Source organism: Janthinobacterium sp. BJB304 (assembly GCF_002735765.1).
In the GTDB taxonomy this organism is placed as follows: domain Bacteria; phylum Pseudomonadota; class Gammaproteobacteria; order Burkholderiales; family Burkholderiaceae_D; genus Janthinobacterium.
On sequence record NZ_PDZN01000003.1, the window covers coordinates 15,206 to 33,339 of the forward strand.

Here is an 18,134-nt window from a genome sequence, read left to right on the forward strand (position 1 = left end):
AGGCAGCCAAACAAGACCAACACCAACAAGGAGACATCATGCGATTGCATGCACAAGGCGGCGTGGCCGCGCGCAACACATTGCTGGCCCTGCTGCTGACCAGCGGCACGGCGCAAGCGGGCACGCTCACCATCGAAAGCTGGCGCGTGGACGACAAGACCCTGTGGGAAACGGTGCTCATCCCCGCCTTCCAGAAAAAGCATCCTGGCATCGAGATCAAGTTTTCGCCCACCGCCCCCACCGAATACGATTCCACGCTGAACGCGCGCCTGAGCGGCGGCACGGCAGGCGACTTGCTGGCTTGCCGCCCGTTCGACGTCTCGCTGGCCCTGTACAAACGGGGCCAGCTGGAAAAGCTCGACGGCAAGGCCGGCATGGAGAATTTTCCCGCCTCGGCCAAGGTGGCGTGGCAGACGGACAATGGCAAGGACACCTTCTGCATGCCGATCGCCTCCGTCATGCATGGTTTCCTGTACAACAAGAAAATCTTCCGCGAACTGAAACTGCAGCCGCCCGCCACGGAAGAGGAATTCTTCAAGGTGCTCGAAACGGTCAAAAAGAGCGGCAAGTATGCGCCGCTGGCGCTGGGCACGGCCGACCAGTGGGAAGCGAACCAGGTGGTGTTTACCAGCATCGGCGCCAATTACTGGAAGGGCGAGGATGGCCGCAAGGCGCTGATCGCGGGCAAGGCCAGGTTTACCGATCCGCAATTCGTCGGCGCCTGGGAATATGAAGCCCGGCTGGGCAGCTATCTGTCCAAGGGCGCCAGCGCGCAAACCTATGGCGACAGCCAGAACCAGTTCGCGCTGGGCAAGGCCGCCATCTACCCGTCCGGCTCCTGGGACATCGCCTACTTCAAGCAGGACCCGGAGCTGGAACTGGGCGCCTTCAACCCGCCCGTGCGCAAGGCCGGCGACAAGTGCTATATCTCGGACCACACGGACATCGGCATGAGCGTCAACAAAAAGTCGAAGAACAAGGAAGACGCCTACAAATTCCTCGCCTGGCTCGGTTCGCAGGAATTCGCCGACATCTACACCAACAAGGTGACGGGCTTCTTCTCGCTGTCGAACCATTTGATTTCCATCAAGGATCCGCTGGCCAAGCAGATGAACGGCTGGCGCGCCAGTTGCGCCTCGACCATCCGCCTGAACGCGCAAATCCTCAACCGGGGTGAACCGAGCATGGAAAACGAGCTGTGGAACGTCAACGCCCAGGTCCTGAACGGCAAGCTGGCGCCGAAAGACGCGGCGCGCCAGATCCAGGCCGGCTTTGCCAAGTGGTACAAGCCGCAGCAGTAATCCCCCCATCCTCCCCCCGCAACCGGCCTGAGCAATGCGATGCAGCGGCCCGGTGGCGCGGTTTTGCCGGCGGCCCCGCCGCCGGTGTTTTTATTCGTCTGGAGTTTCGCCGTGAAGAAAGCTTTCCCGTGGCACGTGGCCGTGTTCCTGGCCCCGGCGCTGGTCATCTACTCGCTGTTCAGCGCCTTGCCCCTGGCCGATACCCTGCGCCTGGGCCTGTACACGACCGATGAGGGCGGCCAGCACCATTTTGCCGGTCTGGCCAATTACGCCACCATCCTGTTCGACCCGCAATGGTCGCAAAGTTTCTGGAATGCAATGTGGAACAACTGCAAGTTTTTTCTCATCCACATGCTGCTGCAAAATCCCATCGGCCTGCTGCTGGCCACCCTCTTCAGCCTCAAGGGATTAAAAGGCGAGCGCAGCTACCGCACCCTGATCTTCCTGCCCACCTTATTGTCCGTGGTGATCATCGGCTTCATCTGGCAGCTGATCCTGTCGCCGCTGTGGGGCGTGGGCCAGTCGCTGATGGATGGTGTGGGCATCGGCAGCTATTTCGCGCCATGGCTGGGCCAGGAATCGACGGCCCTGCTGACCATCGCGCTCATTTCTGTTTGGCAATACATCGGCATTCCCATGATGCTGATCTATGCGGCCCTGCTGGCCGTGCCGGAGGAAATCATCGAGGCGGCCCACGCGGAAGGCGCCAGCGCCATGCGCATCTTCTGGCAAATCAAGCTGCCGCTGATCTGGCCCACCCTGGGACTGGTGACCATCCTCACCTTTGTCGCCAACTTCAATGCCTTCGACCTCGTGTACTCCGTGAAAGGCGCGCTGGCGGGGCCGAACTACGCCACCGACATCCTCGGCACCTTCTTCTACCGCACCTTCTTCGGTTACCAGGCCCAGCTGGGCAGCCCCACCATGGGCGCGGCCGTGGCCACCATGATGTTCCTCGTCATCCTCATGGGCGTGGGCGTGTATTTCTTTTTCGTGCAGCGCAAGCTGACACGCTACGAACTGTAAGGGCCGCCATGCGCAACGTTTCCACCCGCCCCCTGGGCCGCGCCGCCGTGCACGTGATCCTGGCCGGCTACACCCTGATCGCGCTGTTCCCCATCGTCTTGATCCTGATCAACTCAGTCAAGACGCGGGCCGCCATCTTCGACAATCCGCTGGCCCTGCCCACGCCCGCCACCTTTTCCCTCGTGGGCTTTCACAAGGTGCTGGCCAATTCGGACTTCCTGCTGTATTTCGGCAACAGCCTGTTCGTCACCCTGCTGTCGCTGCTGCTGATCGTGCTGTTCGGCGCCATGGCGGCCTGGGCACTGTCCGAATACACGTTCACGGGCAACCGCCTGCTGACCCTGTACCTGGCGCTGGGCATCATGATCCCCATCCGCCTGGGCACGGTGTCCATCCTGGAACTGGTGGTGCGGCTCGACCTGATCAATACCCTGACGGCACTGGTGCTCGTGTACACGGCGCAGGGCTTGCCGCTGGCCGTGATGATCCTGTCCGAATTCGTGCGCCAGGTGCCGCGCGAACTGAAGGATGCGGCGCGCTGCGACGGCGTGGGCGAATTCGCCATCTTCTTCCAGGTGATCCTGCCCCTGATCCGCCCCGCCATCGCCACGGTGGCCGTGTTCACCATGATTCCCGCCTGGAACGACCTGTGGTTCCCGCTGATCCTGGCGCCGTCGGACCGCACCAAGACCGTCACCCTGGGCGTACAGCAATTCATCGGGCAATACGTGACCGACTGGAACTCCGTGCTGGCGGCGCTGTCGCTGGCCGTCATTCCCGTGCTCGTCATGTACGTCATTTTCTCTCGTCAACTGATCCGCGGCCTGACGTCCGGCGCGGTCAAATAATAGGTGCACCATGGCCCATGTAAGCCTGCAACAACTGAGCAAATCCTACGACGGCCGCACGAACGTGCTGGCCGGCATCGACCTCGACATCCGCGACGGTGAATTCGTCGTGCTGGTGGGCCCTTCCGGCTGCGGCAAATCGACCTTGCTGCGCATGCTGTGCGGCCTGGAAAGCATTTCGCACGGCACCCTCTCCATCGGCGGCAAGGTCGTCAACGACCTGCCGCCCGCCGAGCGGGGCATCGCCATGGTCTTCCAGAGCTATGCGCTGTATCCGCACATGAGCGTATTCCGCAACATGGCGTTCGGCCTGAAGATCGCTGGCGCCGGCAAGGATGACATCGCCCGGCGCGTGCGCCACGCGGCCGCCATCCTGAAGATCGACCATCTGCTCGAGCGCCTGCCGCGCGAGCTGTCGGGCGGCCAGCGCCAGAGGGTGGCCATCGGCCGCGCCATCGTGCGCGAGCCGCAGCTGTTCCTGTTCGACGAGCCGCTGTCGAACCTCGACGCGGCCCTGCGCGTGCAGACGCGGCTGGAAATCGCCAAGCTGCACCGCCAGCTGAACGCCACCATCGTGTATGTGACGCACGACCAGGTCGAGGCGATGACCCTGGGCGACAAGATCGTCGTCATGCATGGCGGCCATATCCAGCAGGCGGGCACGCCGCTCGAGCTGTACCAGCAGCCGGCGAACCGCTTCGTGGCCGGCTTCATCGGCGCGCCCATGATGAATTTCTTCGAGGGAAAAGTCATTGCCGCTGAGGAAGATGGCGTGCGCGTAGCCCTGGCCAGCGGCCAGGAAATCACGGCCCTCGTCGATCCGGCCGGCCTGCGGGCGGGCGACGCCGTCACGGTGGGCCTGCGCGCCGAACACATCCTGGAAAACGGCGACGGCGGCGCCCGCTTCCAGGGCGTCGTCAGCCTGGTGGAACACCTGGGTGAAGCCAACTTCATCTACCTGAGCCTGGACAACGGCCAGGAACTGGTGATACGCGGCGACGGCAACAACCGCGTGCCGCTGGGCCAGCCATTCACGGTCTCGGCCGCCAGCAGCGCCTTCCACCTGTTCGACGCACAGGGCGTGGCGCGCACGCGGCGCCAGCCCGGCAACCTGATTTCCTCGAAACAAAATCTGGCCGCCTGAGCCTTTCCGCCCAGGCAGCCCCCCGATTGGATCGGCAGCGATCCGGTAGACGACGTGCCCAAGCACGCATTTTAATAACGACAAGGAGATTCCATGCAACACCCGATCAAGACCTCGCTGGCCCTCGCCTGCACCATGCTGCTGGCCTGCGGCGCCGCCCACGCCAGCGATGCCGAAGGCGAATACCACGGCTACTTCCGCGCCGGCCTCGGCTCGAGCACGGACAGCCGCGGCCCGCAAAGCTGCTACGGCCTGGGCGGCAACACCATGCGCTACCGGCTCGGCAACGAATGCGACACGTATGGCGAATTCGAATACCAGAAGGAAATGGCCAAGTCGCCCAACGGCGTCAGCTTCGTCGGCCATATCATGGTGGCAGCCTACACGCCCAGCTCCGCCGTCAGCGATTCGGACCTGAGCATGTCGAAGATGTACGTGGAAGCGAAAAACATACCCACGCTCAACGGCGGCACGGCCTGGATCGGCAAGCGCTACTACATGCGTCCCGACATTCACATGCTGGACTTGCAATATATCAATATGAACGGCACGGGCGGCGGCATCGACCAGTACAAGCTGGGACCGGGCCGCATCAGCTATGGCTTCTTCAAGGATAACGACAAGCCCGGCAACTCGGCCATCCGGCAAAACCTCGTCTACCAGGGCATCCCCGTCAACCAGGATGGCACGCTGGAAGTGCTGACCACCCTCATCACGCCCGACAAGAAGGACAGCACCTCGCACAGCGGCTGGCAGGCCACCGTGCTGCACAAGCAGGATAAAGTGTGGGGCGGCGCCAACACCTTCGGCATCCAGTACGGCGTGGGGCCAGGCACGGGCGCCGGCGGCCAGTGCTGCGACCGCATGGGCACCACGGGCTCGATCCGCAACGGCAGCGACGTGACGCGCCTGCGCATCTTCAATTCGCTGTGGATACAGCCGACTCCCGAATGGAGCGCGGAAATGGTGGCCATCGTGCAGCGCGACAAGTCCAACGTCTCGGGCGGCAGCTCGACCTGGACCACCGTGGGCGTGCGCCCCGTGTATGCCGTCAACGACAACTTCAAGCTGCAGTTCGAGCTGGGCACGGACCGCGTGACCTCGCCCACGGGCGGCGCCGCACAGCGCCTGACCAAGCTGACCTTCGCGCCCACCCTGACGGCGGGCAAGGGTTACTGGGCGCGCCCGGAGTTGCGCGCCTTCGTCACCTACGGCAAATGGAACGACGCCGCCACGGCCGCCGTCAACAAGGCCAACGAGTCCGGTCCCGTGTACGGCAACGCCACCAGCGGCACCTCGTTCGGCCTGCAAGTGGAGACGTGGTTTTAAGAAACTATCTTGATCTGGCGCAGTGCATGCGCCTGTCGGACTGTGCGAAATCGCGTGCCGCGCTATGCTGCACGCCATACCGCTCACTTCGGAGGTCGCATGCACGCCGCACTTCCCCGGGCCGCCGCCGCGCTGGCCCTGTCTTTCGCCAGCATGGCATGGTCCCGCGATGCCGTCGTCGCGCCCGCCCTCAGCGCGCGCCAGCAGGCGCTGATGTCCACCGTGGCGGGCAGCGCCGCCCATCCGCGCATCCTGCAGGTGCGCCTCGATGAACTGCATCCGACCCAACCGGCCATCGGCTACGACCAGGTGTACTACAAGCTGGGACGCTATGCGGCCGAAGAAAAACATATCGCGGACATCGCCAAGCCCAGGAAATTTGCCGACCTGTGCGAGGCCAATGGCCAGGGCGACGTCTTGCCCGGCACGGCCAACGTGGCCGGCGCCACCCTGGCCGCGCCGCCGGCCGGCTACCGCTGCAAGGCGGCCGTGGGCAGTCGCCCGGACGACATGAAGACCGTCGTCATCGGCCCGCGCGGCATCGTGTACCTGACCGATGGCCACCACACGTTTTCCGCCTTCCGGGAAGCCGATGGCGGACGCAATCAGCAATTGCAGGTCTGGGTCAAGGTCAGCGACAATTTCAGCGCGCTGGACGAAGCGGCCTTCTGGACCCGCATGCGCGCAGAAAACAAGGTCTGGCTGAAGAACGGCCGCAACCAGGCCATCACGCCGCGGCAGCTGCCGTCCGCCATCGGCTTGCGCACGCTCGGCGACGATCCCTACCGCTCGCTCGTCTACTTTACGCGCGAGATCGGCTACGAGCCGCCCGGCAAGGCCACGGAATTTCTCGAGTTTTACTGGGCCGACTGGCTGCGCCGCATGCCGGCGCTGGACCTGGCGCGTGTCGACCTGCGCGACCCTGTCGCGTATGCCAATGCCATCCTGCTGGCCGCGCAGGCGATGGTGGCGCTGCGGCCCGGCGACAGCGTCAGCGGCGGCAAGAGCGCGCGCGAGCTGGGCGCCCTGCGGGAAGTCAACCGGGAAGCGTTCGATGATCTGATCGACGACAAGGGCAAGCTGCGCCACGCCATCGCCTATAAAAAATCGCTGGCGCAATAAGCGCGGCGGCGTAAACGACAACGGCCCGCCTGTCATGCGACAAGCGGGCCGTTTTCTGTTGCAGGTGGCGCTTACGCGATGCGTTCGCCGTTGGCCGGGTCGAACAGGGCCGCTTTCGACAGGTTGAACGACAGCTGCATGGTCTGCCCCGGCAGCACCGCTTCGCGCGGGTGCGTGCGGCAAGTCACGGCGGCGCCGTTCAGGCGCGTCGTCAGCAGGGTGTCGGGGCCGGTCGGCTCGACGAGGTCGATCAGGCAACCGAGTTCCTGGCCCACGTCGCCGTGCGCGCTGCTCATGTCCGTGATCTGTTCCGGGCGCACGCCCAGGATCACGTCGCGGCCCGCATAGCTGCGCAGCTTGTCGGCGGCGAACGGCAAGGCCAGGCGCATGCTCTTGCCCGCATTCTCGATGGCGACAAACACTTCGTTGCCCTCGATGACAGGCTTGACGGTGATGAAGTTCATCGACGGCGAGCCGATGAAGCCGGCCACGAACAGATTCGCCGGATTGTCGTAGATTTCCTGCGGCGTGCCCAGTTGCTGCACCACCCCATCCTTCATGACGGCGATCAGGTCGCCCATCGTCATCGCCTCGATCTGGTCATGCGTGACGTAGACGATGGTGGCCTTCAGGCGCTGGTGCAGCAGCTTGATCTCGGCGCGCATTTCCACGCGCAGCTTGGCGTCCAGGTTCGACAGCGGTTCGTCGAACAGGAACAGCGAGGGCTTGCGCGAGATGGCGCGGCCCATGGCGACCCTCTGGCGCTGGCCGCCCGACAGCTGCGCCGGGCGGCGGTCCAGCAAGTGCGTGATCTGCAGCGTTTCGGCCACGCGCGAGACGATTTCTTCCTGCTCCGCCTTCGGCACCTTTTTCACGTTCAAGCCGAACGCGATGTTTTCGCGCACCGTCATCGACGGGTACAGCGCGTAGGACTGGAACACCATGGCGATGTCGCGGTCCTTCGGCGGCAAGTCGTTGACCACCTTGCCGTCGATGAGGATTTCGCCCGAGGTGACGCTTTCCAGGCCTGCCACCATGTTGAGCAGGGTCGACTTGCCGGAGCCGGAGCCGCCGACGAGGATCAGGAACTGGCCATCCTTGATCTCGATGTCGATGCCCTTGAGGACTTCGACGCCATTCGTGTACACCTTGCGGATGCTGCGTATCGATAAACTGGACATATTCTTTCCTTAACCTTTGACTGCGCCTGCGGTCAGACCGCGCACAAAATAACGGCCTGCGACCAGATAGACCAGCAGGGTCGGCAGCGCGGCAATCACCGCGGCGGCCATGTTGACGTTGTATTCCTTCACGCCCGTGGACGTGTTGACCAGGTTGTTCAAGCCCACCGTGATCGGCTGCGAATCGCCGCTGGCGAAGACGATGCCGAACAGGAAGTCGTTCCAGATCTGCGTGAATTGCCAGATGATGCAGACGACGAAAATCGGACCCGAAATCGGCAGCACGATCTTGCGGAAGATCAGGAAGAAGCCGGCGCCGTCGATGCGCGCCGCCTTGATCAGTTCTTCCGGCACGCCGATGTAATAGTTGCGGAAGAACAGGGTCGTGAAGGCCGTGCCGTACACCACGTGCACGAAAACCAGGCCGGTAGTCGTATTGGCCAGGCCGAATTCACCGAGCAAACGCGCCATCGGCAAGATCACCACCTGGAATGGAATGAAGCAGCCCACCAGCAAGGCGGCAAACAGGATTTCCGAACCACGGAAGCGCCAGTGCGCGAACACATAGCCGTTGAAGGCGCCCAGGAAGGTCGAGATCAGCACGGCGGGAATCACCATCTTGATCGAGTTCCAGAAGAACGGCTGCATGCCGTCGCAGGTGACGCCCGTGCAAGCCGAAGACCAGGCCTTGGCCCAGGAATCGAACTGCCACACGTGCGGCAAGGCCAGCAGGTTGCCGCTGCGGATCTCGTCGAGCGACTTGAACGACGTCGACAGGGTCACGTACAGGGGCACGATGTAGTACACCGCGAACAAAATCAGCAGCAGGTATACCACCACCCGTCCGAGGGTGAGTCGATTATTGCGGGTAGGTGTCATCTCATCGCCTTTGCGCTGCGCGTTTCCAGGTACATCAGCGGCACGAGCACGGCCACGATGGTGGCCAGCATCATCATTGCCGATGCCGAGCCCAGGCCCAGCTGGCCGCGGGTGAAGGAAAACTGGTACATGAAGATGGCCGGTACGGACGACGAGTTGCCCGGTCCGCCAGCCGTCAGTGCGATGACCAGGTCGAAGCTCTTGATGGCGATATGCGCGAGGATCAGCAGCACGCTGAAGAACACGGGACGCATGGCGGGAATCACGATGCGCCAGTAGATCGTCGGCAAGGACGCGCCGTCGACTTGCGCCGCCTTGATGATTTCGTCATCGATGCCGCGCAGGCCGGCCAGGAACAGGGCCATGACAAAGCCCGATGACTGCCATACGCCGGCGATCACCACCGTGTAGATGGCCATGTCGGAGTTCACCAGCCAGTCGAAGGTAAACGAGGTCCAGCCCCAGTCGTGCATGACTTTTTCCAGGCCCAGGCTGGGATTGAGCATCCATTTCCAGGCCGTGCCGGTGACGATGAAGGACAGCGCCATCGGATACAGATAGATGGCGCGCAGCGCGCCTTCGGCGCGGATTTTCTGGTCCAGCAGGATGGCCAGGAACAGGCCGATGGCGATGCTGCAACCGATGAACAGGACACCGAAGATGCCGAGGTTCTTGAGCGAGGTCCACCAGCGCTCGTTGTCGAACAGCTCGACGTATTGCACCAGGCCGGCGAACTCGTAGTTCGGCATCAGCCGCGATTCGGTCAGCGACAGCCAACCGGTCAAAAAGATAAAACCATAGACGAATACCAAGCTGGCGATGAGCGTGGGGCCCAGCACCATCTGCGGTATCCATCGGTCGAATTGCTTGCGTATGGACATAGGACAGCCGTAGAAGTAGAACTGCGTGTGGCGCCGGCCTGGCCGAAGCCAGGGCGGACGCCTGCGATGCATGCGATGCAGCGGGCGCCGGCGGGAGTGCCGGCGCCGTCGTGATTACTTCACTTTTGCCGCTTTGGCCAGGGCGGCAACCGCGTCTTTCGAGCTCATGTTGGTATTCATGAACTTGGCGATGACGTCGGTCACGGCGCCTTGCGTGGCCGATGGCAGGGCCATGCCGTGGGCGAACGATGGCACCAGGCCGCCGGTCTTGTTGGTGGCGTCCATGTCTTCCATCGATTTCAGGGCGCAAGCGTCAAACTTGTCCTTCGATACGCCGGAACGCACGGGGATGGAACCCTTGTTCAGGTTGAAGATCGACTGGAACTTCGGATTCATGATAGCGTTGGCCAGGGCGATCTGCCCTTTCTTCGCATTTGCATCCTTTTGCGTGAACATGGCAAACGAATCGATGTTGAAGGTGTAAGCCTTGTCCGTGCCAGGCGCTGCCACGCACAGGTAGTCCTTGCCCGGCACCTTGCCGGCGGCCGTGAACTCGCCCTTGGCCCAGTCGCCCATGAACTGGAAGCCGGCCTTGTTGTTGATGACCATGGCGGTGGCCAGGTTCCAGTCGCGGCCAGCCGCATCCTTGTCGATGTAGGTCTTCACCTTGCCCAGGGTGTCGAACACCTTGAGCATGGTCGGACCGGTCAATTCCTTCTGATCCAGCTTGAGGATGGCTTTCTTGTAGAACTCCGTGCCGCCCACGCCCAGCGCGACGGATTCAAACACGGTGGCGTCCTGCCAAGGCTGGCCGCCGTGGGCGATCGCGATGCCGCCCGATTTCTTGATCTTCTCGGCCGCGTCGAAGAACGCATCCCAGGTGGTCGGGGTGGTGGCCACGCCGGCTTTTTTCAGCACTTCCGGATTGACCCACATCCAGTTGACGCGGTGGACGTTGACGGGAGCGGCAACATAGTGGCCCTTGTATTTCATGATGTCGGCGACGACTTTCGGCAGCACGGCATCCCATTTGCCTGGAATGGCGGCATCATCGATATTGGCCAGCACGCCTTCGGCGCCCCACTCCTGGATCGATGGGCCCTTGATCTGGGCAGCCGTCGGCGGGTTGCCGGAAATGACGCGGGTTTTCAGCGCGGTCGCGGCGTTTTCGCCAGCGCCGCCAGCCACGGCGAAGTCTTTCCAGCCGAAGCCGCTTTCCTTCACGATTTGCTGCAACTGGCCCACGGACTTCGCTTCGCCGCCGGAGGTCCAGTAGTGCAACACTTCCACGTCGGTCGCAAAGGCGCTGCCGGCAAATGCCAGGGTGGTCAATGCGGCCAGTTGGGTAATCTTGAATTTCAGTTTCATCTCCACATTCCTTTTTTGATCAAGCTTTTAGGGGGCTTCGGCATACGGGGGCCGAAAAAGGTGAAATCTGCGCCTGTACCGGCGCTCTTGTGCTCAGACCCGCTTGCAAACGGGCATCATCTTGGTGTAAAGACGGCGCCGTGATCCATGACATGACTACATTGCATTTATATCACGGGACGGCGCCAAAAACGCATCCGCGAAGGATGCGCCAGGTTGATCTAGACTGACAACGCCTGCAAACTTAGAACCAGGTTTCCACCTGGAAACCATACGACGTGCCGCTGGTATTGTTGTTGTAGATCGGGCCGCCGTTGTTCGACGCATTGACCGAGGCGGTGGCCGCATCGTTCCATTTGCCGTAGGTCACGAAAGCGCGCAGCTCGGGACGCGACCACAGGCCAGGACCGGCCGAGATCGTCGGGGCGATGGTCAGCTTGGTCAGGCGCTTGGCCGGCAGGCCGCCCGCTTGCGTCACGCGGTCCGTGCCCAGTTCGCCCACCAGCTTGAAGTTGTTGGTGAACGCGTACACGGGACGCACGCCGACCGAGGTCCAGGTCGAGGAACCGTTGGCGTTCGATTCGTCTTTTTGCCACAGGGCGACGAATTCCATGCCGAAGTTGGCCATCGGCTGGATCGCCATGTCATTGAAGATGCGCGTGCGTTTCACGTCCGAACCGAAATTGGTGTCGCCCGACGCGCCGAACTGCGCGCCCTTGCCGGTGCCAGGACCGACGCCGTACTGCACGCCGAAGGTATTGCCGCCGCCGAAGACTTTCGCTTGACGGTGGAAGGCCGACAGCTGCCAGCCGTTATGCTTCTGGCCAAACGCGTCGTTGTCCTTGCCTTCGCCGATGATGTAGGTCGCGGCCAGGTCCAGGGTGCCGTTTTCATTGACGGGAATCTCGCCGTAGATGAAGTTCTGGCGCACGGCCGATTTGGTGCTGACGACGCCGGTCTTCGACACGGTGTTGATGTCGTTGTCCTTGAAGAAAGCGTACGAGAATTTACCGGGGCCCGCAGGAATGCGGTCCAGGCCGGCGCCCGTGCCGTTCATGTTGATGTACTGCAAGTCCAGCATGTGGATGTCAGGACGGTAGTAGAAGCGCTTGCCGATCCAGGCAGTGCCGCCGTTCAGGAAATCGAGTCCCTGTGCTTCGACATAGGCCTTGACGATGCCCAGTTTGTTGTCGCCGAAATCCGAGTTGGGCGCGTAAGCGTTGACCCAGATGGTGGCCAGGTAGTTCACGCCGCCGGACTGGGCGACGGACTTGGTGTAGCCGAATTCCGTGTAGGCGTCGCACTCATTGCCCAGACGATATTTCATGGTATTGCCGCCCAGACCGAAGCAGCCTTGCGAACCGCCGCCGCCCGAGGTATTGCTGCCGGCGCCGGCGCGCAGGTAGCCATGGAAGCCTTCGGAATCGGATGGGTACATAGGGTCGGCGGCAGCGGAACCGCTGGCGATGGCCAAGACGATGGCAGCTGGCAGTGTCTTCAACACGGCCTTCAACATGTTGCGATGCAGCATGGTAAGTCTCCTCAGTAGTTATTTTTTATCTAGTCATTCGTGGCCGAATGTACTGGCCAGAATTCTTTCCAGCAGGGACATAGTAACTATACTACGAACAAATATCAACATATTATGTTGTAATCCTACGACTACTCTGCGACACTTTATTTGCGCCCGCATTTGCCGTTGGAAGGCACTGCTTTTCATGGTGACGTGTCCGTTTTTGACCCGATACATGAGCATCTGCAAGGCAGGGCTGCATTTTTCGGCACGCTGCACGTATACGAATTAAAATCCTTGGTTTTTGCCCATAACGACAGTGCGCGGCCACGACCACGCACGCAGACGAGACAAAGCACCGCCATGAAAATTGATGAAAAAATGGAAGTAGCAGGCAGCGATCCAGCGGAGCGTTTCAGTGAAGGGCCACGCCTGCTGGCAGACATCGGCGGCACCAATGCCCGCTTCGTGCTGGAAACGCGCCAGGGCCACCTGGAAGCGGTCGCCGTGCTGCCCTGCGACGACTACGCGTCGCTGCTCGACGCCATCACCGCATATATGGATAGCAGCGAGGCGCGCGCCGCCGGTTCGGCGCGCGTGCGCCATGCGGCCATCGCCATCGCCAATCCCATCGACGATGACAATATCCGCATGATGAACCATCACTGGTTCTTCTCGATCGAGGCGATGCGTGCCGCACTGGGCCTCGACACCTTGCTGGTGGTGAACGACTTCACGGCGCTGGCCATGGCCTTGCCCTACCTGCGGCCCGACCAGCGCCAGCAGATCGGCGGCGGCATGGCGCGCGCCGACAGCGTTATCGGTTTGCTTGGTTCGGGCACGGGCCTGGGCGTGTCGGGCATGATCCCCGCCGAAGACCGCTGGATCGCGCTGGGCAGCGAAGGGGGCCACGTCAGCTTCGCCCCCTGCGACCAGCGCGAGATGGACGTGCTGTCCTTCGCCTGGCGCGAACTGTCGCACGTCTCGGCCGAGCGCCTCGCCTCCGGACGGGGGCTGGAACTGATCTACCGCGCCCTGTCCGACCGGGCTGGCCGGCATGACGTGCCGCCGCTGCTGGCGGCCGACATCACCAGCCGCGCCCTGAACAATGAATGCGACGTGTGCCTGGAAGCGGTCGACTGCTTCTGCGCCATCCTCGGCTCCATCGCCGGCAACGTGGCCATGACCCTGGGCGCGCTGGGCGGCATCTATATAGGCGGCGGCATCGTGCCGCGCCTGGGCCCCCTGTTCGAACGGTCGCAGTTCCGCGCCCGCTTCGAGCAAAAGGGCCGCCTGAACGAATACCTGGCGCAGATCCCCACGTTTCTGATCACGGCCGAACTGCCGACTTTTCTCGGCATCGCCGCCATCCTGGCGCAAAAGCTCAAGCGCGCCCATACCGGCGCGCCCGTGCTCGAATCCGTGCGCCAGGCGCGCGGCCGCATGAGCCCATCGGAATGCAAGGTGGCCGACTGGGTATTGAAAGAGCCGAACGCCATGCTGACCCTGCCGATCGCCGAAATCGCCCAGCGGGTCGGCGTGAGCCAGCCGACCGTGATGCGCTTTTGCCGCTCGATCGGCGTACAGGGCCTGGCCGACTTCAAATTGAAGCTGGCGTCCGGCCTGACGGGCGGCGCCATCACGGTGGCCCACTGCCACGTGGAAATTTCGGACTCCGACGCGGAACTGGCGCGCAAGGTGCTGGGCAATAACGCCTCGGCCGCGCTGGCCCTGCGCGACATGCTCGACGTGAAGGCGCTGACAGCGGCCATCGAGCTGCTGCGCGGCGCGCAGCGCGTGGAATTGCTGGCCGTGGGCAGCGCCCGCGTGGTGGCCGACGACATGCAGCACAAGCTGCTTAACCTGGGCATCGTCAGCAGCTTCTTTGCCGATCCGCAGGCGCAGGAAATGAGCGCCGCCATGCTCAAGCCGGGCGACGTGGCGCTGGTCATTTCCCGCTCGGGCGCCCTGCCCGACCTGTTGCGTACCGTCAAGGTGGCGCAGGGCTGCGGCGCGCGCGTGCTGGCGATCACGGCCAGCGGTTCGCCGCTGGCCAAGCTGGCCGACGTGCTGCTGACCCTGAACCACCCGGAAGGCAATCTCAATTTCGTGCCCATGATCGTACGCCTGCTGCAGCTGATGATGCTCGATATCCTGTCGGTGGGACTGGCGCGGCGCGACACGGCGCAGCGCACCAGCGCCGCCCAGCTGGAAGAAGGTCAATTGCACGGCATGCGCATCAGCGGCAAGCTGAAATTCGGTGGCCACCTCGAATAAGGCGGCGCACGCCGCCCACACCGCCGCCGACACGGCCAGCGGCGCCACCGTGCACGATGTGGCGCGCCTGGCCGGCGTATCGGCCATGACGGTATCGCGCGTCATCAACGGGCGCGCCAGCGTCAGCTCGGTCACGCGCGACAAGGTCGAGGCGGCCATCGCCAGCCTGCGCTACCAGCCCAACCTGGCGGCCCGTGCCGCCCGCACGGGCACCTTGCGCATCGGCTTGCTGTACAGCAACCCCAGCGCGGCCTTCCTCAGCGAATTTCTCGTCGGCGCCATGGACCAGTGCCGCCAGGGCGGCGGCCAGTTGCTGCTCGAACGCTGCGAAGACCTGGACAGCCAGCGCGCCGGCATCGATTGCCTGGTGGCGGCCGGCGTGGACGGCATCCTCGTGCCGCCACCCCTGTGCGATTCACCGGAAGTGCTGGCGCAGCTCAATACCATGGGCATTCCCGCCATCGCCGTGGCCACGGCACGCCCCTCGCCCGGAGTCTCGGCCGTGCGCATCGACGACTACGAAGGCGCGCTGGCCATGACGCGCCATCTGCTCGCGCTGGGCCACCGCGACATCGGCTTCATCGAAGGCGATCCGGCGCACACGCCCGCCCTGCTGCGCCGCCAGGCCTTCGAGGACGCCATGCGGGAAGCGGGTTTGCAGGTGCCGCCGCACAGGGTGGCGCAAGGCTATTTTACGTACCGTTCGGGGCTGGACGCGGCGCGCCGGCTGCTGGCGCACGAACCGCATCCCAGCGCCATCTTCGCCAGCAACGACGACATGGCCGCCGCTACCCTGGCCGTGGCGCACGGCATGGGCTTGCAAGTGCCGGCGCAACTGAGCGTGTGCGGCTTCGACGACACGCCCGTCGCCACCACCGTCTGGCCCGAGCTGAGCACCATCCACCAGCCCATCGCCGACATGGCGCGCGCCGCCGTCACCCTGGTAATCGATGAAATCCGCCAGCGCCGCGCGGGGGAAACGGCGCCCGCAACGCATCATCTGATGGCGTTTACCCTGATGGCACGGGCGTCGTCGGGACCCGTTGCGCGGGGTCAGACCCGCCGGCTCTGACCCCGGCTTTATCACTGAGTTGCTTAGCGCACCACGGTGCGCTGCGCCAGCGATTCCACCAGTTCCACCGAAGGCGGCGAGCCGCCGGCCGCCAGGCAGGCGCCCGCGCCCGCAGCGACGGCAAAGCGCAAGTGCTGGCCGCCGTCCGCATCGGGCCGGTACATCAGGCTGTACAGCAAGCCGCCGATGCTGGCGTCGCCCGCACCCACCGAGTCGACCACCTCGATGGCGGGCGGGGCCGCCTGCCATGTCTGCTCGCCCCGGTACAGCGCCGCACCCTGCGACCCGCGCGTATACAAATACGTGGCGTGGGGATTCCAGCCGCGCAGCATGGCAAACGCGCCATCGATGTCGTCGTGGCGGAACAGGCCCGCCAGATCTTCATCGGACACCTTGATCACGTCGGCCAGCTCCGTCATGCGGCGCAGGGTGGCGTCGTAGCGCGCATCCATCATGATGCGGAAGTTCGGGTCGTAGCTGATTTTCACGCCGGCCGCCTTGAGTTCCTGCGCCAGCGCCACCAGCTTGCCCGCCAGCGGTTCGCGCGCCAGGCTGATGCCGCCGAAATGCACCCATTGCGCGCCCTGCATCCAGCCGGCAGGCAGTTGCGCCGCGTCGAAATGCAGGTCGGCGCTGTCGTCGCCGATGAAGTAATAGGTGGGCGGATGCAGTTCATGCACGATGGCCAGCAGCGGCGACTTCGCGCGGCGCTGCAAAAAGCGCATGTCCAGGCCCGCTGCGTCGGTCGCTTGCGCCAGCGCGTCGCCGAAGACATCGAGGCTGACGGCGCCGGCAAAGGCGCTGGGCACGCCCAGGCGCGCCATCACGCGCGCCACGTTCCAGGTCGAGCCGCCCACCTGGCTGCTCCAGGCGTCCGCGCCCGTGCGCAGCATGTCCGTCAGCGCCTCGCCGGCCGACACGAATTGTGGAAATTCGCGCGGGAAGGCGGCGCTCATACGGCACCGCCGATCACGTTCAGCACTTCATAGCAGGCGCCCATCGTGTGGTAATCGACCTTGCCGGCGGGGCTTTTCTCGTTGCTGATTTTTTGGTTCTCGGGTGTCAGGATGCGGTACCAGGCGCCGTGTTCGTGGTCGACGAAATGCTTCCAGCTGTAGTCCCATATCTTGTCGTAGCTTTGCCAATAGGCGTCGTCGCCCGTGCGCGCCGCCAGCACGGCGGCGGCCGCGAAGCTTTCCGCCTGCACCCAAAAATATTTGTCGCCGTCGCAGATTTCACCATGCGGGCCGAAACCGTAGTGGATGCCGCCATGCGCGCCATCCCAGGCCTTGGCCAGCGCCGTGTCGTACAGTTCGCGCGCACGCGGCAGCAGCCAGCCGGACGGACCGGCCATGAACCTGGCGTGGCGCTCCATGATCAACAGCAGCTTGGCCCATTCCGTGAAGTGGCCGGGCTGGTAGCCCCAGGGACGGAAGATATTGCTCTTGTCGTGCAGGTTGTAATCCCAGTCGATAGCCCAGTCGCTCTTGTAGTGTTCCCAGATCATGCCGTTGGCCAGACCCGCCTGGCGCACGGTGATGTTGTGTGCCAGGGTTTCCGCGCGGTGCAGGTAGCGCGCCTCGCCCGTCGCCTCGAACGCGGCCAGCATGGCTTCGCACGCATGCATGTTCGCGTTCTGGCCACGGTAGCCGTCCAGCGTCGACCAGTCGGCGCTGGCCACGTCCGCATACAGGCCGTGTTCGGGCAGCCAGAAGCGCTGCTCCATCAGTTCGAAGGTCTCGTCCAGGTAGGCGCGCGCTTCCGTCACGCCGGCTTGCAAGGCATGCGCATACACGAGCAGCACGAAGGCCAGGCCGTAGCAGTGATTGGCGCCGTCTTCCACAGTCTTGACGCCGTCTTTCCACGACAGTTGCCAGGCGTAGCCGCCCGTGTCCGGGTCGCGGTGCACGTCGCGCAAAAATGCCACGCCATGGCGCAGCGCCGCCTGGTAATCGTCGCCGCCGAAATGGCGGTAAGCCATGGCGTAATTGAAGATGAAGCGCGTGCTGCTGACCAGGTGGCGCGTGGCAGCGTCGTACACGGTGCCGTCGTCGAGGAAGAAGTGATAAAAGCCGCCGCTCGGGTCAAACGCGCGCGGGTGGTAGAAATGCATCGTGTGCAGGATGTGCTTTTCAAGCATGGCCCTGGAGCGGAAATCGGGATTCATGGGTCTCTCATGATATTGTTATCGAT

General features: G+C 63.6%; 15 protein-coding genes. 8 read left to right on the top strand and 7 right to left on the bottom strand.

Features of this window, described 5'->3' with window-relative positions:
* The first annotated feature begins 38 nt into the window (after positions 1 to 38).
* The 6 genes from CSQ95_RS04065 to CSQ95_RS04090 all read left to right on the top strand — a co-directional run bounded on the left by CSQ95_RS04065 (position 39) and on the right by CSQ95_RS04090 (position 6,770).
* Positions 39 to 1,301 (top strand): ABC transporter substrate-binding protein, encoded by a 1,263-nt coding sequence (locus CSQ95_RS04065; protein ID WP_099408599.1) that lies wholly within the window; start codon positions 39 to 41, stop codon positions 1,299 to 1,301.
* 111 nt (positions 1,302 to 1,412) lie between these two features.
* Positions 1,413 to 2,327 (top strand): carbohydrate ABC transporter permease, encoded by a 915-nt coding sequence (locus tag CSQ95_RS04070; protein ID WP_099408817.1) that lies wholly within the window; start codon positions 1,413 to 1,415, stop codon positions 2,325 to 2,327.
* Between the two features lie 8 nt (positions 2,328 to 2,335).
* Positions 2,336 to 3,175: a carbohydrate ABC transporter permease gene (locus CSQ95_RS04075; protein WP_070218105.1), complete on the top strand. Its 840-nt coding sequence runs from the start codon at positions 2,336 to 2,338 to the stop codon at positions 3,173 to 3,175.
* Between the two features lie 10 nt (positions 3,176 to 3,185).
* Complete coding sequence (locus CSQ95_RS04080) at positions 3,186 to 4,319, top strand: ABC transporter ATP-binding protein (protein ID WP_099408600.1); 1,134 nt, start codon at positions 3,186 to 3,188, stop codon at positions 4,317 to 4,319.
* A 93-nt stretch (positions 4,320 to 4,412) separates the two neighbouring features.
* Positions 4,413 to 5,648 carry a carbohydrate porin gene (locus CSQ95_RS04085; RefSeq protein ID WP_099408601.1) on the top strand — a complete coding sequence of 412 codons (1,236 nt, stop codon included), beginning with the start codon at positions 4,413 to 4,415 and terminating at the stop codon, positions 5,646 to 5,648.
* A gap of 99 nt (positions 5,649 to 5,747) precedes the next feature.
* Positions 5,748 to 6,770 (top strand): ParB/Srx family N-terminal domain-containing protein, encoded by a 1,023-nt coding sequence (locus CSQ95_RS04090; protein ID WP_099408602.1) that lies wholly within the window; start codon positions 5,748 to 5,750, stop codon positions 6,768 to 6,770.
* A 71-nt stretch (positions 6,771 to 6,841) separates the two neighbouring features.
* On the opposite strand, the gene CSQ95_RS04095 is transcribed toward CSQ95_RS04090, so the two are convergent.
* From CSQ95_RS04095 to CSQ95_RS04115, 5 genes are all read right to left on the bottom strand, one after another.
* Positions 6,842 to 7,951, bottom strand: coding sequence for an ABC transporter ATP-binding protein (locus CSQ95_RS04095; protein ID WP_099408603.1), 1,110 nt, complete (start codon positions 7,949 to 7,951; stop codon positions 6,842 to 6,844).
* A gap of 9 nt (positions 7,952 to 7,960) precedes the next feature.
* Positions 7,961 to 8,830 (bottom strand): carbohydrate ABC transporter permease, encoded by an 870-nt coding sequence (locus CSQ95_RS04100; protein ID WP_070290751.1) that lies wholly within the window; start codon positions 8,828 to 8,830, stop codon positions 7,961 to 7,963.
* A complete protein-coding gene (locus tag CSQ95_RS04105) occupies positions 8,827 to 9,711 on the bottom strand; it encodes a carbohydrate ABC transporter permease (protein WP_010397323.1) in 885 nt (294 codons plus the stop codon). Before CSQ95_RS04105 ends, CSQ95_RS04100 begins: the two co-directional genes overlap by 4 nt.
* 114 nt (positions 9,712 to 9,825) lie before the next feature.
* Positions 9,826 to 11,079, bottom strand: a complete 1,254-nt coding sequence (locus tag CSQ95_RS04110) for an ABC transporter substrate-binding protein (RefSeq protein WP_035817882.1) — start codon at positions 11,077 to 11,079, stop codon at positions 9,826 to 9,828.
* 244 nt (positions 11,080 to 11,323) lie between these two features.
* Positions 11,324 to 12,610 carry a carbohydrate porin gene (locus CSQ95_RS04115; RefSeq protein ID WP_099408604.1) on the bottom strand — a complete coding sequence of 429 codons (1,287 nt, stop codon included), beginning with the start codon at positions 12,608 to 12,610 and terminating at the stop codon, positions 11,324 to 11,326.
* 345 nt (positions 12,611 to 12,955) lie between these two features.
* On the opposite strand from CSQ95_RS04115, the gene CSQ95_RS04120 reads away from it, so the two are divergent.
* Positions 12,956 to 14,869 (top strand): glucokinase, encoded by a 1,914-nt coding sequence (locus tag CSQ95_RS04120; RefSeq protein WP_070291724.1) that lies wholly within the window; start codon positions 12,956 to 12,958, stop codon positions 14,867 to 14,869.
* Positions 14,853 to 15,941, top strand: a complete 1,089-nt coding sequence (locus CSQ95_RS04125; protein WP_099408605.1) for a LacI family DNA-binding transcriptional regulator — start codon at positions 14,853 to 14,855, stop codon at positions 15,939 to 15,941. Before CSQ95_RS04120 ends, CSQ95_RS04125 begins: the two co-directional genes overlap by 17 nt.
* A 23-nt stretch (positions 15,942 to 15,964) precedes the next feature.
* On the opposite strand, the gene CSQ95_RS04130 is transcribed toward CSQ95_RS04125, so the two are convergent.
* Positions 15,965 to 16,897 (bottom strand): carbohydrate kinase, encoded by a 933-nt coding sequence (locus CSQ95_RS04130; protein ID WP_099408606.1) that lies wholly within the window; start codon positions 16,895 to 16,897, stop codon positions 15,965 to 15,967.
* A complete protein-coding gene (locus tag CSQ95_RS04135; protein WP_099408607.1) occupies positions 16,894 to 18,108 on the bottom strand; it encodes an AGE family epimerase/isomerase in 1,215 nt (404 codons plus the stop codon). The genes CSQ95_RS04130 and CSQ95_RS04135 overlap by 4 nt, the downstream gene beginning before the upstream one ends.
* Between the last annotated feature and the right edge of the window lie 26 nt (positions 18,109 to 18,134).